20 protein-coding genes and 1 tRNA gene are annotated in these 22,582 nt (G+C 69.4%); 12 read left to right on the forward strand and 9 right to left on the reverse strand.

Annotated features, from left to right (window positions below; all coding sequences use genetic code 11):
- Positions 1–2 precede the first annotated feature (2 nt).
- Positions 3–1,241 carry a hypothetical protein gene (locus OG975_RS21900; RefSeq protein WP_406331020.1) on the reverse strand — a complete coding sequence of 413 codons (1,239 nt, stop codon included), beginning with the start codon at positions 1,239–1,241 and terminating at the stop codon, positions 3–5.
- A gap of 227 nt (positions 1,242–1,468) precedes the next feature.
- Here OG975_RS21900 and OG975_RS21905 point away from each other — a divergent pair, with 227 nt between their 5' ends.
- A complete protein-coding gene (locus OG975_RS21905) occupies positions 1,469–1,651 on the forward strand; it encodes a hypothetical protein (protein ID WP_406331021.1) in 183 nt (60 codons plus the stop codon).
- Between the two features lie 251 nt (positions 1,652–1,902).
- Positions 1,903–3,471 carry a M4 family metallopeptidase gene (locus OG975_RS21910; protein ID WP_406336401.1) on the forward strand — a complete coding sequence of 523 codons (1,569 nt, stop codon included), beginning with the start codon at positions 1,903–1,905 and terminating at the stop codon, positions 3,469–3,471.
- A 46-nt stretch (positions 3,472–3,517) separates the two neighbouring features.
- On the opposite strand, the gene OG975_RS21915 is transcribed toward OG975_RS21910, so the two are convergent.
- On the reverse strand, positions 3,518–4,930 hold the full coding sequence (locus OG975_RS21915) for a M1 family metallopeptidase (protein ID WP_406331022.1): 1,413 nt from the start codon (positions 4,928–4,930) through the stop codon (positions 3,518–3,520).
- On the opposite strand from OG975_RS21915, the gene OG975_RS21920 reads away from it, so the two are divergent.
- Positions 4,929–5,462, forward strand: a complete 534-nt coding sequence (locus tag OG975_RS21920; RefSeq protein ID WP_406331023.1) for a hypothetical protein — start codon at positions 4,929–4,931, stop codon at positions 5,460–5,462. The genes OG975_RS21915 and OG975_RS21920 overlap by 2 nt on opposite strands.
- Positions 5,463–5,778: 316 nt before the next feature.
- Here the strand turns inward: OG975_RS21920 and OG975_RS21925 are convergent, their stop codons facing one another.
- The gene (locus OG975_RS21925) at positions 5,779–6,489 is read right to left on the reverse strand and encodes a pentapeptide repeat-containing protein (RefSeq protein ID WP_406331024.1); all 711 of its coding nucleotides are present in this window, start codon (positions 6,487–6,489) and stop codon (positions 5,779–5,781) included.
- A gap of 174 nt (positions 6,490–6,663) precedes the next feature.
- Between OG975_RS21925 and OG975_RS21930 the strand changes: the two genes are divergently transcribed.
- From OG975_RS21930 to OG975_RS21940, 3 genes are all read left to right on the forward strand, one after another.
- On the forward strand, positions 6,664–7,830 hold the full coding sequence (locus tag OG975_RS21930; protein WP_406331025.1) for an NAD(P)-binding protein: 1,167 nt from the start codon (positions 6,664–6,666) through the stop codon (positions 7,828–7,830).
- Positions 7,831–7,893: 63 nt separating this feature from the next.
- Complete coding sequence (locus OG975_RS21935; RefSeq protein WP_406331026.1) at positions 7,894–8,874, forward strand: zinc-binding dehydrogenase; 981 nt, start codon at positions 7,894–7,896, stop codon at positions 8,872–8,874.
- 125 nt (positions 8,875–8,999) lie between these two features.
- Positions 9,000–10,505 carry an MFS transporter gene (locus OG975_RS21940; protein WP_406331027.1) on the forward strand — a complete coding sequence of 502 codons (1,506 nt, stop codon included), beginning with the start codon at positions 9,000–9,002 and terminating at the stop codon, positions 10,503–10,505.
- A gap of 36 nt (positions 10,506–10,541) precedes the next feature.
- Here OG975_RS21940 and OG975_RS21945 read toward each other — a convergent pair whose 3' ends face one another.
- Positions 10,542–11,939, reverse strand: coding sequence for an NAD(P)/FAD-dependent oxidoreductase (locus OG975_RS21945; protein WP_406331028.1), 1,398 nt, complete (start codon positions 11,937–11,939; stop codon positions 10,542–10,544).
- A 10-nt stretch (positions 11,940–11,949) separates the two neighbouring features.
- Positions 11,950–12,603, reverse strand: a complete 654-nt coding sequence (locus tag OG975_RS21950; protein ID WP_406331029.1) for a rhomboid-like protein — start codon at positions 12,601–12,603, stop codon at positions 11,950–11,952.
- Here OG975_RS21950 and OG975_RS21955 point away from each other — a divergent pair.
- From OG975_RS21955 to OG975_RS21965, 3 genes are all read left to right on the forward strand, one after another.
- Entirely contained in the window at positions 12,602–13,531 is a 930-nt protein-coding gene (locus OG975_RS21955) for an aminoglycoside phosphotransferase family protein (protein ID WP_406331030.1), read from the forward strand. The genes OG975_RS21950 and OG975_RS21955 overlap by 2 nt on opposite strands.
- Positions 13,532–13,755: 224 nt before the next feature.
- Positions 13,756–13,902, forward strand: coding sequence for a hypothetical protein (locus OG975_RS21960; protein WP_406331032.1), 147 nt, complete (start codon positions 13,756–13,758; stop codon positions 13,900–13,902).
- Between the two features lie 15 nt (positions 13,903–13,917).
- Positions 13,918–14,736 (forward strand): DUF2637 domain-containing protein, encoded by an 819-nt coding sequence (locus OG975_RS21965; RefSeq protein WP_406331033.1) that lies wholly within the window; start codon positions 13,918–13,920, stop codon positions 14,734–14,736.
- Between the two features lie 296 nt (positions 14,737–15,032).
- Here OG975_RS21965 and OG975_RS21970 read toward each other — a convergent pair.
- Positions 15,033–15,110, reverse strand: a tRNA-Thr gene (locus OG975_RS21970).
- Positions 15,111–15,368: 258 nt separating this feature from the next.
- Between OG975_RS21970 and OG975_RS21975 the strand changes: the two genes are divergently transcribed.
- The 3 genes from OG975_RS21975 to OG975_RS21985 all read left to right on the forward strand — a co-directional run bounded on the left by OG975_RS21975 (position 15,369) and on the right by OG975_RS21985 (position 18,052).
- Positions 15,369–16,505, forward strand: coding sequence for an ABC transporter ATP-binding protein (locus OG975_RS21975; RefSeq protein ID WP_406331034.1), 1,137 nt, complete (start codon positions 15,369–15,371; stop codon positions 16,503–16,505).
- Positions 16,506–16,748: 243 nt separating this feature from the next.
- Positions 16,749–17,207 (forward strand): hypothetical protein, encoded by a 459-nt coding sequence (locus OG975_RS21980; RefSeq protein WP_406331035.1) that lies wholly within the window; start codon positions 16,749–16,751, stop codon positions 17,205–17,207.
- A gap of 113 nt (positions 17,208–17,320) precedes the next feature.
- Complete coding sequence (locus OG975_RS21985; protein WP_327429744.1) at positions 17,321–18,052, forward strand: nucleotidyltransferase family protein; 732 nt, start codon at positions 17,321–17,323, stop codon at positions 18,050–18,052.
- A gap of 121 nt (positions 18,053–18,173) precedes the next feature.
- Here the strand turns inward: OG975_RS21985 and OG975_RS21990 are convergent, their stop codons facing one another.
- From OG975_RS21990 to cysS, 3 genes are all read right to left on the reverse strand, one after another.
- Complete coding sequence (locus tag OG975_RS21990; protein ID WP_406331037.1) at positions 18,174–19,832, reverse strand: DoxX family protein; 1,659 nt, start codon at positions 19,830–19,832, stop codon at positions 18,174–18,176.
- Between the two features lie 138 nt (positions 19,833–19,970).
- Entirely contained in the window at positions 19,971–20,915 is a 945-nt protein-coding gene (gene rlmB / locus OG975_RS21995; RefSeq protein ID WP_406331038.1) for a 23S rRNA (guanosine(2251)-2'-O)-methyltransferase RlmB, read from the reverse strand.
- A 164-nt stretch (positions 20,916–21,079) separates the two neighbouring features.
- Positions 21,080–22,480: a cysteine--tRNA ligase gene (gene cysS / locus OG975_RS22000; RefSeq protein ID WP_406331039.1), complete on the reverse strand. Its 1,401-nt coding sequence runs from the start codon at positions 22,478–22,480 to the stop codon at positions 21,080–21,082.
- Positions 22,481–22,582 lie beyond the last annotated feature (102 nt).

A 22,582-nucleotide genomic window follows, 5' to 3' on the forward strand; every position in this document is an offset into this window, starting at 1 on the left:
GTTCAGGCCGTCGGGATGTTCAGGTGTCCCCGATGCTGCCAGGCCAGCTTCAGACAGGCGCGTGCCGCGGGCAGGGTGGTCGGGTCGTTCGCGTAGCTCGCGACGGTTTCCTCGTCGAAGGGCAGCCCCTGATAAGGGCGTTTCCTGGGGCCGAAGAGGAAGTGGATCGTGCCCGGGAGACGGTCGTCCTCGTCCAGCAGCCGGCCGCCCGGGCCCTCAAGGTCGCCTTCGTCCACCGAGTTGAACATCTCCGCGAAAACACGGTCGAAGAGCCGCTCGTCGAAGACGCACACCATGAGGATCTCCGGCTTCCACGTGAGCGGGTAGAGCCCGGTTCCCAGGTAGTGGCACTGGGCACCGCCCCCGCGCAGAGCCGACTCCACGGCGGCGTACTCCGGGTCGGACATGAAGTCGACCGGTGTGACGTGCTCCGTCGGATTGATCACGTCGGGGCGCCCGAGGATCTCCTCCATGTACTCCCGGATGATCGTGGACCGCACGTCGAGGTCGGCTCCTCCCACGGTGTGTCCCCCGGTGTCACCGCCGGAGGGCTGGAACTCGCCCGCCGGGACCACGTGGACGGTGCCACGGGCGGTGGCCACCGAGGTACGCCGGTGCAGATAGAAGAGCGAACGGCGCCGTGACGCACGGATGGTGAGCGTGTTGATGCCGGGCGTCGCACACCGGCCGGCGAAGTCGAAGGGCCCCCTCAGGGACTCACGGTAGGGACCGATGATCGAGGCGCCGCCGGACTCCGCGTAGCGCTTGGCGGCCTCGTAGCCGAGCGCCTCGCCCGTGTCGATCCAGTCGTAGTACGACCCCATGGTGAACTGGAGGGCGGTCGAACGGCCCGTCCGCTCCGAGGCCGTCGGATCGAGGCCTAGCAGGCGGAACGACGGAGCGTCGAAGAACATGGGCGGCTTCGCGAACTGGAACACTGCGGCGGAGTACGTGGGGACGCGCATCCCCTCGACGGTCGGCCAGTAGGGCGCCAGCAGCCGCTTGGCCGCGTCGAAGGTGTCGGCGCGGGGCGCGGAGTAGTTCAGCTGAACCTGGTCCAGCGGGAGTGGTCTGCGCGGGATCCAGCCCCGGCGGGTGAGCAGCGGGAGACCGGGAACGGCGATGTCGCCGGACTGCTCCTCAAGAGACTTGGTGATGAGGGGGGCAACCAACTGGCTGACATACGCGTGCAGTTGCCTGAATCGAGCCTCGCGCCAATCGGACGTTCGTCGCCGTGTCATCGGAACTCCTGACAGGAGTCACCCTTCAGCCGGGAGGCAAGCGTGGCAGACACCCTGCCCGGATGCCATCCGCTCGACCGTATCCGCCCGAAGGGGGCGAGATGGCCAATACCCCCCGTCCCTCCCGCCCCCACCGTCGCCCCCGGTAGCTTGCACCGCGTGCCTCTCACCCTCCTCCCACCACTCGATCCCGACGGGGCCGTCTTCCTCGGCACGAGCACATCTACGTGACGCGCGGCCCACACCGCGAACCCCACGGCGACCACCTCGGCGCCGCGCACGCCGAGGACGGAATCCTGAACTGGCGCTGGTGGACGCCGAAAGAGCCGGCCGATACGACGGACGCCCTCTGGCCACCCCAACTCCCCCGACTGCTCGCCGAGTTGGACACATTCCGGCCGCCCGCATAGCGGAGCCGAGCGCACGGATTTCGGATACGAACATGTAAAAAATTGACCGCACCCTGTCAAACAGGGGGTGTCAGGTGTCACCCTCTCCTCGCACTTCCCCTCAGGCCCCACCCTCATGCCCCATGCCTGTGAGTCCGCCGTGGCTCATCTGTGGCTTGTCTGAAGGAGTTCGAGTGAGACTGCACTCCCGTGCCGCGCACACCCCGCGCAAGACCGCACTGCGTGCCGCCGCCCTCGCCGCGTCCGCCGCGATGGTCGTGCTCGCCGTGCAGAACGGGTCGGCCACCGCCGCCCCGGAGCACACCAGCGGGGCGACCGCCCTGCCGCTGAGCACGTCCGCCCGCGTGGCGGCCATCAAGTCGGCCCAGGCCGACGCCGTTTCGACCGCCGGGGAGCTCGGGCTCGGCGCCCAGGAGAAGCTCGTCGTCCGGGATGTCGTCAAGGACGCGAGCGGCACCGTCCACACCCGCTACGAGCGGACGTACGCCGGACTGCCCGTCCTCGGCGGCGACCTGGTCACGCATGTGACGAAGAGCGGCCACCTCAAAGGCGTCGAAAAGGCGGCCAAGGCCCGGATATCCGTCGCGTCCACCGAGGCCGCCGTATCCGCGTCCGCCGCGAAGAAGTCCGCCCTGAGCGCGGCAAGTTCCGAGAAGTCCGCCGCGAAGACCACCTCCACGACCACCCGCAAGATCGTCTGGGCCGTCCCGGCCAAGCCCGTCCTCGCGTACGAGTCCGTGGTCAAGGGCGTGCAGAAGGACGGCACCCCGAGCGAGCTGCACGTCATCACCGACGCCGCCACCGGCAAGAAGCTGTACGACTACGAGGCCATCGACACCGGCACGGGCACCAGCGAGTACAGCGGCACCGTCACCGTCGGCAGCACCGCCTCCTCCTCCGGAGGCTACGACCTGACCGACGGCGGCCGCGGCGGCCACAAGACGTACGACCTCAACGGCGGTACGACCGGCACGGGCACCCTCTTCCACGACGCGGACGACAGCTGGGGCGACGGCACCCCCGCCAACCGCCAGACCGCGGCCGTCGACGCCGCCTACGGCGCCGCGGTGACCTGGGACTTCTACAAGTCCGCGTTCAACCGCAACGGCATCGCCGGCGACGGCAAGGCCGCCTACTCCCGCGTCCACTACGGCAGCGCGTACGTCAACGCCTTCTGGTCGGACAGCTGCTTCTGCATGACGTACGGCGACGGCGTGAGCAACACCCACCCGCTGACCTCGCTCGACGTCGCCGGACACGAGATGAGCCACGGCCTGACCGCCGCCACCGCCGGGCTGAAGTACACCCGCGAGTCCGGCGGCCTGAACGAGGCGACCTCCGATATCTTCGGCACCTCGGTCGAGTTCTACGCGAACAACTCCTCCGACGTGGGCGACTACCTCATCGGCGAGAAGATCGACATCAACGGCGACGGCACCCCGCTGCGCTACATGGACAAGCCCAGCAAGGACGGCGGCTCCGCCGACTACTGGTCCCGCACGGTCGGCCGCCTCGACGTGCACAACTCCTCGGGCGTCGCCAACCACTTCTTCTACCTGCTGAGCGAGGGCAGCGGCGCGAAGACCATCAACGGCGTCAGCTACAACTCGCCCACCTACAACGGCTCCACGGTCACCGGCATCGGCCGCGCCAAGGCCGACCAGATCTGGTACAAGGCCCTGACCACGTACTTCACGTCCTCCACGGACTACGCGGGCGCCCGCGTCGCCACCCTCAAGGCGGCGAGCGACCTGTACGGCGCGAGCAGCGCCGAGTACCAGGCCGTCGCCTCGGCCTGGACCGCGGTCAACGTGAACTAGCCGCTACGGCACACCCGTCACGACCAAGCCGGGCCACCCCTCCTCCTCACGGGTGGTCCGGCTTCCCCTCCCCGTACAGCCAGTCCTTCCAGATCTCCCCGAAGTCCTTGTCGGGCGCCTTCTTCTCGACGTACGCCGTGAAGTCGTCGGTGTCCGCGTTGCCGTGGCGGTGGGTGGCGGCCCAGCCCTGGATGATGTCGTAGAACGTGTCGTCGCCGACGGCCTGGCGGATCTTGTGGAGGACCATCGCACCGCGCTCGTAGACCGGGCTGTCGGAGATGTGCGCCGCGCTGCTGGGCTTCGCCGGGGGAAAGGCCCATACGGCCTCATTGTCGGCGGGGTCGTCGTAATAGTCGCCCTTGTAGAGGGAGTTGAAGATCTCGTCGGCCGTGTCGCCGTCGTGGTCCTCCTGCCACAGCCACTCTGCGTACGTGGCGAAGCCCTCGTTGAGCCACATGTCCCGCCAGGACTTGGGCGTCACCGAGTCGCCGTACCACTGGTGGGCCAGTTCGTGGACGAGGGTCTCGGTGTCGGGGGCGCCGGGGAAGAAGGGCCGGGTCTGGGTCTCCAGGGCATAGCCCGCGTCGTCGCCGCGGTCCACGATCGCGCCGGTCGAGGAGAAGGGGTACGGGCCGAAGTTGTACTCCTCCCAGTCCATGATCTCGGGGATCTGGGCGAGCACCTTCTTGCTGGCCTTCACCTGCGTCGGGTCCACGGCGACGTACACCGGCAGACCGTTCTTCGTAGTCGAGCGGGTGACGTCGTACTTGCCGATCGCAAGCGTCGCGACATAGCTCGCCATCGGCTCGGCCGCGTGCCAGTCAAAAGTCCGACGCCCCTTGGCAGTCGTCTCACTCATCAACTCACCATTGGAAACGGCCTTCAGCCCCTCCGGAACGGTGATCCTGATGTCGTACGACGCCTTGTCTGAAGGATGGTGATTGCCGGGGAACCACGCCATCGACCCCGTCGGCTCCCCCAGCCCCACCGCACCGTCGGCCGTGCGCAGCCAGCCCTCCTCCGAGGTGTCCGGGTCGGTGATCGTCTCGGGTGTGCCCGAGTACCGGACCGTCGCCCGGAACGTCTCCCCCTTGTCGAGGTCGTCGTGCGGGCGCACGGTCAGCTCCTGGCCGGCCCGGTTCCACCGGGCTGCCTTGCCCTCGACGGTGACGCCCTCGACGTCCAGCCCCTTGAGATCGAGGTGGAAGGCACTGAGGTTCTGCGTGGCCCGAGCCGTGATCTCAGCCGTACCGTCGAGGTGCTTGCCGCGCGGGTCGTACGACAGTGTCAGCCCGTAGTGACTGACGTCGTACCCCCCGTTGCCCATCTTCGGAAAGTACGGATCGCGGACACCGGACGCGCCGGGCTTTCCGTGCACGCCACCGCCGCCGCACGCGGTCAGGACGACGGCGAGCGCCAGGGCAAAGGGGACGGTGGCGGAAGATCGGGGCACACCCATGATCCTACGAGGGCATGACACCATCACCTACGTGCTCGACATCGGCTACGCCCTCTCCAACCGCTTCCCGGACCCGCCCCAGACGGACTACCGCCGGGCGGACGTCCACGCACTCCGCCACGACCTGTTCTGCGGCGACGTCTACCTCGCCGACACCAAGGCGGACCGGGAGCTGTCCACAGCCTGGGGATGGGTGCCGGTGCTCGACTTCGCGTGGGCGCTGTGCGACATCGTGGAGCAACTCGACCAGGACCCGCGCGGCAGCCGCGCCTCCCGCCCCCAGCACGCGGAGCTCGACTTCACCGAATCCACCGACCGCATGCTCTTCGAGCGCCGCTTCGGCTGGGTGGACATCGAGGCCGACTGGATGCACCGCGACGAGGAACCGCTGACCTTCTCCCACTCCGAACTCCGCCGCGAGGCCCGCGACTTCCTCCACGACCTCCTCGCCGACCTCACCGACCTGCACGAGCCGCTCCGCGAAAACCCGGCGATCTGGACACTGGAGGCCCGCTTCCCCAGACTCTCCTAGGACCGTCCAGAGGAGAGCGAAGACAGGGCGAGAACGCCCACCCCCACACACCGCCACCCACTGACGGCACCAAGCGACCGGGTGCCGGGCGCAGGGCGCAGGGACGCACACCCCCACGCACCGGCGGCCGCTGACGGCGCCGAGGGGCCGGGTCGGGGGTGTCCGCCCGCAGCGGATGGCGCGTCAACGCCGGCTCCTTGAAACCCCACCGATTCCGCGCCAGACCGAGGACGGATACCCCCGACCCGGCCCCGCCCCACGCACCACACCGCGCGCCCCCACACCGCGCGCCCCCACAACGGCGGCGAACCCCGAATCAGCCCTCTCCGCCACCCTCCACCCGAATCCCCATAGTCGCGGCCAACACCGGTGCCAGATCCAGCAGTTGCCCCGCACTGATCACCGCCCCCGCCAGCCGGTCCACCCCCCGCGCGATGTCCAGCTCCGCCGCCCCGCGCAGATCCACGTCCGTAAGCGTCGCCGACGTGAAGTCCGCCCCCTTGAGGACGCAGTCCACGAACTCGACACGCTCCAGGCGGGCACCCCCGAAGTCCGGCTCGACGAGGACACATCCCTCGAAGACGACGTCCTTGAGCCGGGCCTTGCGCAGGTTCAGATAGTCGATCTTGCCGCCGCGGACCAGGACACGCTCCAGCACGGAGCCGTGCAACTGCACCCCGCCCAGCCGGGCGTCCACCACCTCGACATCACGCAGCGTCGACTCGGCGAGATCGGTGCCCACGCCCCGTATGCCCATCAGGACCGAGTCCAGGACACGCGCATGGTGCAGCCGCGTCTCGTCCAGCGCGCACCCCGTCAGCGCGCAGTCCATGAAGCGGGCGCCCCCGCCGTCCTGCCCGACGAAGTCCACCTCCCGGAACTCCAGCCCGTCGTAATCCCCGTCCGGCTCCAGCCCGAAGCCGTCGTACGACTCCAGCGCCGGCAGCCGCACCTCCGGCCGCCGCGCCGCCTTCACCCCGGCCCCACCGGCCGCACCGCCACCGCCACCGCCCGCTCGCCTCACCATGCCCCCATCCTGCACGCCCCCACTGACAACCCCCCTGACCTGCAAAGACAAAGAGAATCCGGCACCGATGTCACATTCCGGTGCCCTCAACCAGTCGTACTCACAGAAAGGCGACCCGAGCAGGACCCAAAAAACGACCCCAAGCACGGCCCCAAACAGAGGGAGACCCCAGCCATGCACCACCTCACCGTCATCGGCGGCGGCTTCGCCGGCCTCACCGCAGCGATCACCGCCGCCGAAGCCGGTGCCAAGGTCACCGTGTACGAAGCCCACCACACCCTCGGCGGGCGGGCGCGGACCGCCGAAGGCCCGTACAAGACCAACGAAGGCCCCCACGCCCTCTACAGCGGCGGCCCGCACTGGACCTGGCTCAAGCAGCGGGACCTGATCGGACCGCTCGCCCCGCTCCCGCCCTTGGAAGCCGCCCGGCTGCGGCTGCACCACAAGGGCACCCTGCGCCGCACCCCGCCCTTCGCCATGCTCAAGCTGCTGCGCCGGACCTCCCAACAGGCCCCCGTGGACGTCGACTTCCTGACCTGGGCCACCGAACAGGCTGGAGAGGAAGGCGCCCGGGCCGCCGCGCACTACTCCGCCGTCGCCCTCTTCCACCACGACCCCGGTTCCCTCTCCGCGGCGTTCGTGCAGGAACGGCTGCGCCGCGCCACGAAGCTGCCCCCGGAGGCGCACTACCCGAGGGGCGGCTGGGCGAGTGTCATCGACCGGATGGCCGCCCGGGCATGGAATCTCGGCGTGCGCATGGAGACCCTGGCCCGGATCGACGCCCTCCCCGTCGACCGGGGTCCCGTCATCGTCGCCACCTCCCTCGCCTCCGCCCGCCGCCTCCTCAAGGACGACTCGCTGACCTGGACCAGCGGCCGCACCGCCCTCATCGACCTGGCGGTCCGCACCCGCCGCGGCGACGCGTTCGCCGTCTCCGACCTGGACGCGCCCGGCTGGATCGAGAGGTTCACCGCGCAGGACCGCACCCTCGCCCCGGCCGGGGAACAGCTCATCCAGGGCCAGATCCCGATCGCCCCGCACGAGTCCCGAGCTGACGGCGCCGTCCGCGCCGAGCGCCTCCTCGACCTCGCCTTCGAGGGCTGGCGCGAGCGCGTCACCTGGCGGCGCGAGGCGGTCGCGGGCGGCCGTACGGGCGCGGTCGACCTGCCCGGCACCAGCTGGCGCGACCGGCCCTCCATCGACCGCGGCGACGGCGTCTATCTGGCGGGCGACCAAGTCGCCGCACCTGGCGTGCTCTCGGAGGTCTCCTTCAACAGCGCGCTGGAAGCGGTCGCCCTGGCCTTCAGGATCCGCGAACGCCTTGACCTCAAGCATGCTTGAGGTTGAAAAGTGGGCCTTCTACGAACCCTCGCGAACTTCGGCGAACCCCAGGGGAGCCCACCCATGCAAGCCATCCGCCTGCACGCCTTCGGCCCGGCCGAGAACCTCACGCACGAGAAGACCGAGGATCCCGAGCCGGGCCCCGGCCAGGTCCGTATCGCCGTGGCCGCGGCGGGCGTCCACCTCCTGGACGCGGCCCTGCGCGAAGGCATGCAGGGCCCGGCCCCCGCACCCACTTCGCTGCCGACGATCCCCGGCCGCGAGGTCGCCGGAACCGTCGAGTCCCTCGGCGAGGGCGTCGCCGCGCTCTGGCTCGGCAAACGCGTCGTCGCCCACCTCGGCTTCGCCCCCGGCGGCTACGCCGAACTGGCCGTCACCGACGTCGACCGCCTCCACGAGATCCCCGAGAACCTGGACTTCGCCCAGGCCGTCGCCATGATCGGAACAGGTCGTACGGCCATGGGGATCGTGCAGTTCGCCGAGCTCGGCCCCGATTCCGTGGCCGTCGTCCCCGCCGCCGCGGGTGGCATCGGCACCCTGCTCGTGCAGTACGCGCGGCACGCGGGCGCCACCGTGATCGGCCTCGCCGGCGGCCCGGAGAAGGTGGCCCTGGTGCGCGAGAACGGCGCGGACCTGGCCGTCGACTACAAGGACACCACCTGGCCGGAACAGGTCCGCGCCCACCTCGGCCCACGCACGGCCACAGTCGTCTTCGACGGCGTCGGCGGCGATGTCGCCCGCGCAGCCATAGGCCTCCTGGGCCCCGGCGGCCGGCACCTCGTCTTCGGCTGGTCCGGCGAGGGCATCCAGGGCGGCGAGCCGCTGATCATCGAGGGCGTCACCGAACAGGTGCTCGGCCCCGTGATGCTGCGAAAGGCGGGCGGCCCCAGCCCCGTACGCACCCTGGAGCTGCGCGCCCTCACCGAAGCGGCCGCCGGCCGCCTCACCCCGGCCGTGACCCGCTTCCCGCTCGCCGAAGCCGCCGCCGCCCACCGGGCGCTGGAAACCCGGGGCACGATCGGAAAGGTGGTGCTGGAGCCATGACCAGCCATGGAACCGAAGGTGCGACCAGCCATGGAACCGAAGACGCGATACGCCGCGGACCCAAAGACGCGATACGCCACGAACCCAAAGATGCAATACATCCCGATTCATGGTCTTCTGACCAGGTGAGCGTCACCCGAACAGGTGAACCTGAACCCGGGGCTCCCGAAGGTGCCGACCCCCGCCGCTGGTGGGGCCTGGTGGTCATCGCCCTCGCACAGCTGATGGTCGTCCTGGACGCGACCATCGTGAACATCGCGCTCCCTTCCGCACAGCGCGATCTGGGCATGTCCGACGGCAACCGCCAGTGGGTGATCACGGCATACACGCTGGCCTTCGGCGGCCTCCTGCTGCTCGGCGGCCGGATCGCGGACCTGGTCGGCCGCAAGCGCACCTTCATCTTCGGTCTGATCGGCTTCGCCGCCGCTTCCGCGCTGGGCGGCGCCGCCACCAGCCCCGGCATGCTCTTCGGCGCCCGCGCGCTCCAGGGCGCCTTCGCCGCCGTACTGGCCCCCTCCGCGCTCAGCCTGCTGACCATCACGTTCACCGACCCGAAGGAGCGCGGAAAGGCCTTCGGCGTCTACGGCGCGCTGGCGGGCAGCGGTTCGGCGATCGGCTTCATCGCGGGCGGGCTGCTGACGGAGTACCTGAACTGGCGCTGGTGTCTGTACGTCAACATCCCCATCGCGATCATCGCGGTCTTCGGCGCGCTCGCACTACTACCGGCCCACCCGGGCCACAAGGATGTCCGGCTCGACGTACCCGGTGCGGTGCTGGGCTGCGGCGGACTCGTCGCGATCGTCTACGGGTTCAGCGAGGCGGAGCCGCGCGGCTGGACGGACCCGCTGGTCCTGGCCCTGCTCGCCGGGGGCGTCGTACTGCTCACGATCTTCGTGTGGTGGCAGAACAGGGCCCCGAGCCCCCTCCTCCCCCTGCACATCGTCAAGGACCGCAACCGCGCGGGCTGCTTCCTGACGATGGCCCTCGCCGTCATGGGCATGTTCGGGATGTTCCTCTTCCTGACCTACTACCTCCAGGTCGTCCTCGGCTACTCGCCGGTGAAGACGGGCATGGCCTACCTGCCCCTGACGGCCGCGATCATCACCGGCTCGACGCAGATCTCGGCCCGGCTGATGAGCCGCGTGGCGCCCCGCATGCTGATGGTCCCCGGCATGGTCCTCGCGGCATCCGGAATGCTGGTCTTCACCCAGCTCACGACCCACTCCGCGTACGCGAGCCACATCATGCCCGGCATGATCCTGATGGGCCTCGGCATGGGCCTGACCTTCATGCCGGTCTTCGCCACCGCCACCGCCGGAGTCGCCCCGCAGGACGCCGGCGTCACCTCAGCGACCGTCAACACCTCGCAGCAGGTGGGAGGTTCGATCGGCACGTCCCTCCTGAACACCATCGCCACCACCAGCAGCACGGCGTACATCGCCGCCCACCTCCACGACCCCGCCCAGCAGGCCCTGATCACGAAGGAGGGCATCGTCCACGGCTACACCGTCGCCATCTGGTGGGCCGTCGGCATCATGCTCCTGGCCGGCCTGGTCGCGGGCCTGATGGTCACGGCGAAGCCCCCCCAGCGCGCGCCCGCGGGCACACCCGTACCCGAGCCGGTGACCTGAACCGGGCGCCGGTGCCGCCCGGCGCCACGGGTGTGGTCAGTGCCGCCCGGCCACCCGGTCCGCCACCTGGGCCAGTCGCGACGACTCCGCGCTGTGCGTGGTCAGTTCGCGGCGGTCGGCCGTGCGGTACGTCGCGTACATGCCGTGCACGCCGATCCAGCGGAACGGCTCCGGCTCCCACTTGCGGACCTTGTGGTTGACCCACGGGAGGCCGGTCAGTTCCGTCGCGCCGGACTGGCCGGAGTCCTGCTGGACCAGGTCGCGGAGGGTGCGCGCGGCGAGGTTGGTGGTGGCGACGCCGGAGCCGACATAGCCGCCGGCCCAGCCGAGGCCCGTGGAGCGGTCCAGGGTCACCGTGGCGCACCAGTCGCGCGGCACACCGAGGACACCCGACCAGGCATGCGCGACCTCCACCCCGGTCAGGGACGGGAAGAAGCGCACGAGGATCTCGTACAGCGCCTCGATGGTCGCGTCCTGCGTACGGCCGTCGTTGTCGATGCGCGAGCCGAAGCGGTACGGGACTCCTCGGCCGCCGAGCGCGATGCGGTCGTCGGCGGTGCGCTGCGCGTACATGTACGCGTGCGCCATGTCGCCGAGCGTCTCGCGCCCCTCCCAGCCGATGGTCTCCCACTGCTCCGCGGTCAGCGGCTCGGTCGCGATCATCGACGAGTTCATGGGCAGCCAGGTGCGCTTCTGGCCCTTGAGGCCCGCGGTGAAGCCCTCGGTGCAGCGCAGGATGTACGGCGCGCGGACGGTCCCGTACGGCGTCACCGCGTGCTTGGGCCGGATCTCCGTGACCGGCGTCTGCTCGTAAACGCTCACGCCGAGCGCCTCGACGGCCGCCGCGAGCCCCTTGACGAGCTTCACCGGGTGCAGCCGCGCCCCGTGCGGAGTCCAGGTCGAGCCCACCGCGTCCGCGACCCGGATCCGCTCGGCGGTCTCCTTCGCGCCGTACAGCTCACGGTCCTTCTCGCCGTACGACAGCTCTTGCGCATGGAAGTCTTTGAGCCGCGCCAACTGAGCGGGTGTGTAAGCGACTTCGAGTACGCCGCCCTGGTGGATGTCGGCGTCGATGCCCTCCTCGGCGGCGACCCGCACCACCTCGTCGACCGTCTCGTTCATCGCCTGCTGGAGACGGACGGCCGCCTCCTTGCCGTGCAGCTTCGCGTACCGGTCGCGCCCCGCGATCCCGTTGTACAGCCACCCGCCGTTCCGCCCCGAGGCCCCGTACCCGCAGAACTTCTGCTCCAGGACGGTGATACGGAGGAAGGGTGCCGCCTTCTTCAGGTAGTACGCGGTCCACAGCCCCGTGTAGCCGCCACCGACGATGACGACGTCGGCGGTCGCGTCACCGGGCAGGGGCTCCCGCGTCTCGGGAAGGCCGTCGTCCGCGTACCAGAAGGAGATGCCGCCATTGACCGTGCTGCTGCTCATGGCCGGGACGTTAACCCCTCGGAGCGGCCACTGTCTCCTTCGGATTCCATGCTTTTCCACGGCCTCTGACCAGCGGATAGCACGCCAGACCGATCACCACCGAGATGAAATGCCCGAAATCGGTGAAGGTGGGGCTGGAGAACATCGGCAGCCCGTAGACGGCGAGAACCACCACCAGATACGGATACCTCCAGGGCGCCGCGATCCGGTACGTCAGGATCGCGATCACCCCCGCCAGCGCGTAACTCACCCCGACGTCCAGGGTGTTGACCGCCGAGTGCGGAGCGACCCCGTGCCGGATCGCGAGCAGCAGCGCCCCCTCGCTGATCAGCGTCGCCAGGACATGCGCGGCCACACAGACGGCCAGCCACCGCGCGGTACCCAGCCAGCGCTCCGCCGGCGCGTGGAAAACGCCGTACAGCACGGCATACGGCAGCCAGTGCCCGCCATCGATCCACATCGCACTGGCGATCAGCACCCGCACCGGATTGTTCGACAGCTCGTGGATGTTGGTGGACCGCTGCCGCAGGAACTGTTCCTCGAACTCCGGCGACATCTGATGCACAGCCACCGTGGTGACGAAGAGGATCCCCAGCCAGACATACGTACCGGGGGCACTACGCACGTACGTCCACACCCTGTGGAGGCCCCGGCTAATTCGCATGACTCGATTCCCGCACGCCCTTAGTGTCCCGCACGTGATCGACATTCCGGATGAGCTGGCGGCCACACAGTTCAAGTACAACGGGGCTGCGGGACGGGACTTCATCGCCGGGCTGCCGGCGCTGGCGGCGGAGTTCCTGGAGCGGTGGGGGCTGCGGATCGAAGGGCCCTCGATGTGCGGCATGTGCGCGCTGGTGCTTCCCGTGGTCCGGGCCGACGGGAGCCGGGCCGCACTCAAGCTCCAGTTCCTGGACGAGGAGTGCGCCGGAGAACCGGTCGCCCTGAGGGAGTGGGACGGCGACGGGGCCGTACGGCTGCTGGAGTACGACGACGACACGGGCACCCTGCTGCTCGAACGGCTGGACGCCGCGCGGATACTGACGTACCTGCCGGACTCGCGGGAGGCGGCCCTGGTCATCGCACGGCTGCTGGCACGGCTGACGGCGGCACCGGCCCCCGAGGGACTGCGACGGCTCGGCGACCTCACGACGGCGATGCTGGACCGGGTCCCCCAGGCCCTGCGACGCATCCCCGATCCCGCGGACCGCCGGCTGATCGAGGACTGCGCGGCGGCCGTACGCGAGGTGGCGGCCGAACCCGGCGACCGCCTCCTGCACTGGGACCTGCACTACGACAACGTCCTCGCCGCCGACCGCGAGCCCTGGCTCGCCATAGACCCCAAACCCCTGGCGGGCGACCCCGGCTTCGAACTCTTCCCCGCCCTGGACAACCGCTTCGACCCCGACGAGATCCGCTGGCGCTTCGACGCGATGACGGACGTACTGGCCCTCGACCGGCAGCGGGCCCACGCCTGGACCCTCGGCCGCGTCCTGCAGAACTCCCTCTGGGAGATCGAGGACGGCCGCCCCCTGGCCCCGGACCACCTGGAAATCGGGCGGCGCCTGCGCGACACCATCAACTTCGGTTAATTAAAGACGCTTTCGTGAAAACTTCCACCGAATCGCACTCACTCTTTTGCCTCACATCTGAAGGAGGGGAGCAGCGTTAGCGGAATATGACGAAAGCACGCCCTCTTGGCCCAACGCCCTCCGGAACGACGGCGGAGAGCCTGGCCGCGTCCCGCGCGGTGACAGTCGGGCGATACACCTATACGCCTGCCGCCGCGTACTCATCGCCTGACGCTTGTAGCACTTTGCACGGAGACGGCGCACGGGTCGAACTGCGGGCCACCGAGTCGCTGTTCGGTGATTTCCTGAAGGTGCTGGACGTGGTTCAGGAGGAACTCAACCAACGGTGGAACGACCAGGCGCTCTCCAGCCACTGCGCGGCCCTCGCGTGATGGGGCGGAATTTCCATGAATAACGAATATCAAGATCTCCCCTTCGCCCGATATGAAAAACATCCCGAATACCCCATCGGGACGGGTACGGCCCGGCACAGCGATTCTGTCGACGCCCTGTACGAACAGGGCTGGGACCCGGTCGAGGAACTCACCTACCTCCTGCAGGATGCCGCGACGGCGGAGCATGAGACCACCGTGCCGTCACCTCGCGGCGAGCCGTCGTGCGGCGACGGCTTCGCCAGTGACCCGATGGACAACCTGGTACAGATCACTGCCGAGTTGCCGCCCCTCCGGCGTTCCTCGACCGGACATCGGAAGGTGCGGGTCCGCAAACCCCGCTTCACATGGCTGCAGACCGTCAGCTTCGTGATCGCCGCGTTCGCCGCCGTCATCGTTTCGATGGTGAGCGTCTTCGGTGGCATGGTGGCCTACACGCCTCTGCGGCACATCGCGTCCGCCACGCAGAGCGGCACGGGCCCCTGGTGGCCTCTCCTGGTCTACGGCCCCTGGATGGTGGCCTCGCTCTCCATCCTGCGAGCTGCCCTGCATCAACACCGGGCTGTGCACTCGTGGTCCGTGGTTCTGCTGTTTTCCTCCGTCGCCATGGTGTTTTGCGTGGCCGACGCCGACAGAACCTTCATCGGTGTAGCCGCAGCTGTCGTACCGGCCCTCGCGTCCCTGACCTGCTTCCAGCAATTGGTCCGTCAGATCACGCTGACCCGACCACCTCGCCAGAGCGTGTCCCGCCATCGACAGCGCTCCGTCAGCGCATCTCCGGAGCGCCTCGGAAACAAGAGTGATTCCGCCACAAGAAAACCGCCTCGCGCCTGATTCGACGCGACCGCCTTCCCGGCCATTTTTCCTTGCTGAACCCCTGGAATATCCCCCTCCAGGGGTTGATTGGATCTCTGCGCTCAAAATCTCGCGCCGGCCTGCGTCGAGCACTGTTGTCTCGGCCTGATCGATTCCATCGGCGGCACGCATTGACACAAGGCGGAGATCCTGGGGTTGCAGCGGAAGGACGCTGCCCCTGACAAGCGGACGGACGTGCGGGTGGCGTCGCGCCCCGCACCGTCATGGAGATCCTGGGGCACCCGCGGATCGCGGGGACGTGTCCAGGCAGTTCATGGAGCCTCCTGTCGGATTCGAACCGACGACCTACGCATTACAAGTGCGTTGCTCTGGCCGGACTGAGCTAAGGAGGCCTGCACGCGCGCGTGGTGCACCCGCCGCATACGTGCCCGAGCAGTGTACCCACGTCACAGCGGGCCCCTGTCGAAAATTTCCGCGAAGTTCACAGGGCCTCGGGTACTGACAGACCGAGTGAACGGCAGGTACCGTCCTGACCCAGTTCACTCTTGTGGACTACACCACGCATCACCGCTAGGGAACCTTCCGTAGCGGATCACCACCTTTACTCGGATCGTCCGGCACGTTCCTGCCGGTGAAGGGGGCCCCTCACCATGGCCACTGTTTCGTTCGACAAGGCGACCCGGATCTACCCGGGCACCGAGAAGCCCGCCGTCGACGCTCTGGAGATCGACATCGAGGACGGCGAGTTCCTCGTCCTCGTCGGTCCCTCCGGCTGCGGCAAGTCCACCTCGCTCCGCATGCTCGCGGGGCTCGAGGACGTGAACGCCGGCGCCATCCGCATCGGTGACCGCGACGTCACGCATCTGCCGCCCAAGGACCGGGACATCGCCATGGTGTTCCAGAACTACGCGCTCTACCCGCACATGACGGTCGCCGACAACATGGGCTTCGCGCTCAAGATCGCAGGCGTCAACAAGGCCGAGATCCGCCAGAAGGTCGAGGACGCGGCGAAGATCCTCGACCTCACCGACTACCTGGGCCGCAAGCCGAAGGCCCTGTCCGGCGGTCAGCGCCAGCGTGTCGCCATGGGTCGCGCCATCGTGCGTGAGCCCCAGGTGTTCCTCATGGACGAGCCGCTGTCGAACCTCGACGCCAAGCTCCGTGTCTCCACCCGTACGCAGATCGCCTCGCTGCAGCGCCGCCTCGGCATCACCACCGTGTACGTCACCCACGACCAGGTCGAGGCCATGACCATGGGCGACCGGGTGGCCGTACTCAAGGACGGTCTTCTCCAGCAGGTCGACTCGCCGCGCAACATGTACGACCGCCCCAAGAACCTCTTCGTGGCCGGCTTCATCGGCTCCCCGGCCATGAACCTGATCGAGGTCCCGATCACCGACGGCGGCGTGAAGTTCGGCAACAGCGTCGTCCCGGTCAGCCGTGAGGCGCTGAAGGCCGCCGCCGACAAGGGCGACCGCACGGTCACCGTCGGCGTCCGTCCCGAGCACTTCGACATCGTCGAGCACAACGGCGAGGCGGCCAAGTCGCTGTCGAAGGACACCGAGGACGCCCCGGCCGGTCTCGCGGTCTCCGTGAACGTCGTCGAGGAGCTCGGCGCCGACGGCTACGTCTACGGCTCCGCCAAGGTCGGCGACGACCTCAAGGACCTCGTCGTCCGCGTCAGCGGCCGCGCGGTCCCGGACAAGGGCGCCACGCTGCACGTCGTGCCGCGTCCGGGCGAGATCCACGTGTTCTCGACCTCCACGGGCGAGCGTCTCTCCGACTGAGGCCCCGGGGCGCCCGAGCCAATCGGTGGGGTTCGACACCCCGTAAGGGTGGAATTCACCCAAGTTGACGAAGAAGGCCCCGCAGCCTGCTGCGGGGCCTTCTTCGTTGTCGACAAATACCCCGGCAAGCCGGTCATTTCGATACGTGTACGTCAACTCGCTACCCCACAAAAGCCATTCCCGTATCCCCCGAACTGATTACTAAATGTCGCCAAATCATCACCCCGCGCTACCCTCACTCGCGTGAAGCACTCCACCACTAACCAACGGACCCGGCGTGGCCGTGGCCCCGCCCGCCGGGTCGGCCGCACCCTCGCCTTCGTTCTGCCTGTCGTCCTGGTGCTCTCCGGGACCCTCGCGGTCACCCGAGTCAACTGGTCGGGGAACCCCTCGAACTCGGTGCTCACCGCGTCCGAGGCGACCTCGTCGGATGTCTCCACCCGAGCCGTCTCCCGGGCCCCGCAGGACGTCCTGCGCGACAAGCTCCTGCTGGAGCTCCAGGAGAAGAACCCGGGCGTCGCGCTCACCCACCTCCAGGAGGCCGTGAACGGGCGTCCCTCGCTCGCGAAGCACTGCGTCTCCATCGCCCGGGCCCTGGGCCGCGCCGCGGTCCGCGCGTACGGCCCGACGCGCGCCCAGTCCTTCGCACGCCCCGTCTGTGACACGTCCTTCGCCTCGGGGGTCGCGGCCACCCACTTCTGAGCCGCTTACCTCCCACCGCCACAAAAGGGCTGATTCCGGGCCGTCGGGTAACGGCTGATTAAGGAACGGTTGCCGCCAGAAGCCGCGAGCGGGGCGCGACGTACAGTTCGGTCATGACCGATCCGAACGCCGCGTCGCGCCCCGTTCAAGCCGTTGTGCTGGCCGGTGGCCAGGGCTCCCGGCTGCGCCCGTACACCGACGACCGGCCCAAGCCGATGGTCGAGATCCCCGGCACCGGGACCCCGATCATCGGCCACCAGCTGACCTGGCTCGCCGAAGAGGGCGTGACCGACGTCGTCGTCTCCTGCGGCCACCTCGCCGAGGTCCTGCAGAAGTGGCTGGAGTCCGCCGACCTCCCCGTCAACGTCACGACGGTCGTCGAGACGGAGCCCCTCGGCCGCGGCGGCGGCCTCAAGTACGCCGCCGCGCACCTCCCGCACCCGGACCAGCCCTGGTACGCGACGAACGGCGACATCTGGACCCGTTTCTCGCTGCGCGACATGGCGGACTTCCACACCGAGCGCGACGCCGTGGCGACCCTCGCCCTCGCCCGTCCCCGCATCCCGTGGGGCGCCGTCGAGACGGACGACTTCGGGCGCGTGACGGACTTCATCGAGTCCCCGCCGACCACGTACGAGATCAACGCGGGCGTCTACGTCTTCTCCGCCGAGTTCGCCGACCTGCTCCCCGAGCGCGGCGACCACGAGCGCACCACGTTCCCGCACCTGGCCCGCGAACGCCGCCTGGCCGGCTTCTCGCTCCCGCAGGGCGCGTACTGGCGCGCCATCGACACGGCGAAGGACCTCACGGAGGCGGCGAAGGAACTGGCGGCGCTGGGCCGCTGACCCTTCGACCCCGTTCGGTTGTGTGTCGTCTGCGGGTGAGTGGGGGCTGGTCCAAAAGATTGCGCAGTTCCCCGCGCCCCTTTTAGGGGCGCGGGGAACTGCGCAATCTTTTTAGCGGGGGTTACCCGAGAAGACCACCCACAAGCCCCGGCTGCCCCGTGGACCCACCGGTACCGCCGCTCGGAGACCCACCGGTGGAGCCGCCGCTCGACGTGCCCCCACTGGACGTCGGCCCCGCACTGGTGCTCGGCGCCTGATTCGCCGGCGACGACTGCTGAGGCGGAGCCTGCGCGCCGCCCTGCGTCTGGCTGGGCCCACTGCTGGCCGTGCCGCCGGTCTCACGGACCGCCCCCGGCGTGGTGGCCGCCCCCGACGGCGACGAGGAGCTGCCCTGGGTGGGCGACTCGGAGGCCGACGGCGTGGCCTTCTGGTGCCGCTTGCCGGGCGTCTCGGGAAGCGGGGAGCCGGGCAGTTCGTTGCGCGGAGCCTCGCCGGGCCCCGGCACGACGATTCGGTCGGCGTCGCGGACGGCGCCGCCGAGGAGCGAGCCGATGAGCAGCGTGAGGCCGATGGCGACGGTCGTGACCAGCGCGCCGCGGCGCAGCACTCGGTGCCGCAGTTCCCAGATGTCGGTGCGTGGCCCGAGGGTCCGCCAGGCCTCGCTCGCGAGGCGTCCGTCGACGGAGTAGACGGGGGCGCCCGCGATGATCAGCGGGGACCAGGCGGCGAGGTAGATGATGTCCGGCGCGTCGTACGCGGGCACCGTCTTCCAGCTGACCGTCACGATGAGCGCCGCCGACAGCATCGCGCCGACGACGGCGGCGACCCGCTGCCACAGCCCGAGCACCGTGAGGACGCCCACGATGACCTGGAGGAAGGCGATGACGAGCCCGGAGCCGACGGGGTGCTGGAGCGCGAACTGCCGCAGCGGCTCGGCGACTTCCCAGGGGTGCAGCGTGTTCAGCCACTTCACCATGGAGCCGCGCTTGCCGCCGTCGAAGTAGACGGGGTCGCAGAGCTTGCCCATGCCGGCGTAGATGGAGATGAACCCGAGGAAGACGCGCAGCGGGAGCAGCACCACGCCGAGGTTCATACGGCGGCCGGGGTAGTACGCGTGCCGGACGGGGTCGGCGCCGTGCCGCTTGGCCGGTGAGTCGAGCTCGTCGCCGTCGTCGCCGTCGTACGCGTCGTCCTCGAACTCGTCGCCCGCGTACCGGGGTTCGTCGTAGGCGCTGTCCACTGTGCGCATGTGCGGCAGCAGCCGGGGCTTGCCGGACTCGTGACTGCGCTGGCTGCCGACGAGGGGCGTCTCGACCGTCTCGACGGTCAGATCGCGGTCGTAGCCGCCGTGTTCGTCGATGCGCGGGATGACCTGGGTCGCGCCGGCGTCGCCCGCCGGGTCGGCGGAGCCGTGGCGCAGGCTCGTGCTCCGCACGGCCTGGAGCAGCCGGTGGGCGCCGGTGTCGTCCGGGGCGGACTTCCCGCTCCAGACGACGGGGGCGCGGCGGCGGGCCCCGGCGGCCGGACCGGCCGCGCCCGCTCTGCCCGCCGTACCGACGACGGGGATCCGCGCGGTGTCGTCGCCGGGACTCAAGTGCCGCGCGATATGCGGGGATTGGCTCCGCGACGCGACTCCTAGCTGCACGCGGAAGCTCGCATGATTGACGATGACCTGCGCCGGATCGCTCGGCACCTTCACCATGCTCAGCGCGGGAGCGTCGTCGAATCCCGACGAGCGGTCCCCCGTGGGTGTGCGGGGTGTTCTGGTGTCCACACTCATCTAACCGAGTGACGTGTGTTTAGGACACTGCTTTGACTGCGCCGATCTGTCCGGACCGCGTCAAGGTCATCCCGAACATCCCGATTACCCCACGGGGGTGACTACGCACACATGTGTTCAGGTGCGCAGTCGTCATGCTCAGACGCGTCGCCGCGACGCCTCGTACAGCACAACTCCCGCCGCCACACCGGCATTCAGCGACTCCGTGCCGCCCGGCATCGGGATCCGTACACGGAAGTCACAGGTCTCGCCGACGAGCCGCGACAGGCCCTTGCCCTCACTCCCGACCACGATGACGACGGGACCGCCGAGGGCCTCCAGCTCACCGACCTCCACCTCGCCGTCCGCGGCGAGACCGACCACGACGAGGCCCGCCTTCTTGTACGACTCAAGGGCCCGGGTCAGGTTGGCGGCGCGGGCGACGGGCGTACGGGCCGCGGCGCCGGCGGACGTCTTCCAGGCACCGGCGGTCATGCCGGCCGCGCGCCGCTCGGGCACGACCACACCGTGGCCGCCGAAGGCGGAGACGGAGCGGACGACGGCACCGAGGTTGCGCGGGTCGGTCACGCCGTCGAGGGCGACGATCAGCGGGTCCCTGCCCTCGTCGTACGCGGCGGCGGCGAGGTCCTCCGGGTGCGCGTACTCGTACGGCGGGACCTGGAGGACGAGACCCTGGTGGTTGAGCCCGTTGGTCATGCGGTCGAGCTCGGGACGCGGCGCCTCCATGAGGTGGATGCCGCCGCGCTCGCCCGCCAGCTGCAGCGCTTCCCGAACCCGCTCGTCGTTGTCGATGAACTGCTGGACGTACAGCATCGTCGCGGGCACGCCCTCGCGCAGCGCCTCCACGACGGAGTTGCGCCCGACGACCATCTCGGACGTGCCCTTGCCGCCACGGCCGCCGCGCGGGGCGGGACGGCGCACGGCCTGCTTCGCCTTGGCGCCCGCGATGCGGTTCTTCTTGTGTCCCTTGCGCGCCTCGGCGGGCGGGGTCGGGCCCTTGCCTTCCAGGCCCCGGCGTCGCTGGCCGCCACTGCCGACCTGCGCGCCCTTCTTGCCGGACATGCGGCGGTTGTTAGCGGCCATGACCTACCTGTCTGTGTGTGAGAGCTGACGCTCTACTGAGGAGAGCTGACGCTCTTCAAAATGCGTACGTCTATGAAGTGTGCCGCCCGGAGGCCCGGGCGGCACAATCGATCAAGGTCGACGGGGGTCGACGGCGGGTCGGCCGGAGCCGACACAGCGGGCGCTCAGCGGGGGCCGAGCGTCCAGCGCGGCCCCTGCGGACCGTCCTCGATGACCAGGCCCGACTGGTTGAGCTGGTCGCGGATGGCGTCCGCGGTCGCCCAGTCCTTGCGGGTCCGGGCGGCCTCGCGCTGGTCGAGGACCATCCGGACGAGGGTGTCGACAACGCCGTGCAGGTCCTCGCCGCGGTCGCCCTCGCCGACCCACTGCGGGTCGAGCGGGTCGAGCCCGAGGACGCCGAGCATGGCCCGCACCTCGGCCAGCCGTGCCACGGCGGCTTCCTTGTCGTCGGCGGCGAGGGCGGAGTTCCCCTGCCGCACGGTGGTGTGCACGATGGCGAGCGCCTGCGGCACGCCCAGGTCGTCGTCCATGGCCTCGGCGAAGGCGGGCGGCACCTCGGCGGCGGGCTCGACGACGCCCCCCGCCTTCTCGACCACGCGCTGCACGAAGCCCTCGATACGCGCGAACGCCGACTCGGCCTCGCGCAGGGCGTTTTCGCTGTACTCGATCATCGAGCGGTAGTGCGGGGTGCCGAGGTAGTAGCGCAGCACGATGGGCCGCCAGTGCTTGACCATCTCGCTGACGAGGACCGAGTTCCCGAGGGACTTCGACATCTTCTCGCCGCTCATGGTGACCCAGGCGTTGTGCACCCAGTACTTGGCGAACTCGTCGCCGAAGGCCTTGGCCTGGGCGATCTCGTTCTCGTGGTGCGGGAAGATCAGGTCGAGCCCGCCGCCGTGGATGTCGAACGCGGAGCCCAGGTACTTGTGGGCCATGGCCGAGCACTCGAGATGCCAGCCGGGACGCCCCCGCCCCCACGGCGTCTCCCAGCTCGGCTCACCGGGCTTCGCTGCCTTCCACATGGCGAAGTCACGCGAGTCCCGCTTGCCGGTCTCGCCCTCGCCGGAGGGCTGGAGCAGGTTGTCCAGCTCCTGGTTGGACAGCCGGAGGTATTCGGGGAAGGACCGTACGTCGAAGTAGACGTTCCCGTCGGCCTCGTACGCGTGCCCGCGCTCGATGAGCCCGCGCATCATCTCGACCATCTCGGTGATGTGGCCGGTGGCGCGCGGCTCGTAGGAGGGCGGCAGGCAGCCGAGCACGGCGTACCCGTCGTTGAAGGCCCGCTCGTTCTCGTACCCGATCGACCACCAAGGGCGGCTCTGCTCGGCCGACTTGGTGATGATCTTGTCGTCGATGTCGGTCACGTTGCGGATGAACGTGACGTCGTACCCGCGGTGCTCGAACCAGCGGCGCATGATGTCGAAGTTCAGCCCCGAGCGGATGTGCCCGATGTGGGGTGCGGCCTGCACGGTGGCGCCACACAGGTAGATCGAGACGCAACCCGGCACGAGCGGGGTGAAGTCACGGATCTGCCGGGCGCTGGTGTCGTACAGGCGAATCGTCACCACTCCAGGGTAGTGGCCCCTGGGTAGTGCCCCGCGACCCTTCCGACCCAAGCAGCACGTATTCGTGACATACACCTGACTACGTGTGTGTCGGGTGCGGGT

Source organism: Streptomyces sp. NBC_00203 (assembly GCF_045206325.1).
In the GTDB taxonomy this organism is placed as follows: Bacteria; Actinomycetota; Actinomycetes; order Streptomycetales; family Streptomycetaceae; genus Streptomyces; species Streptomyces lutosisoli.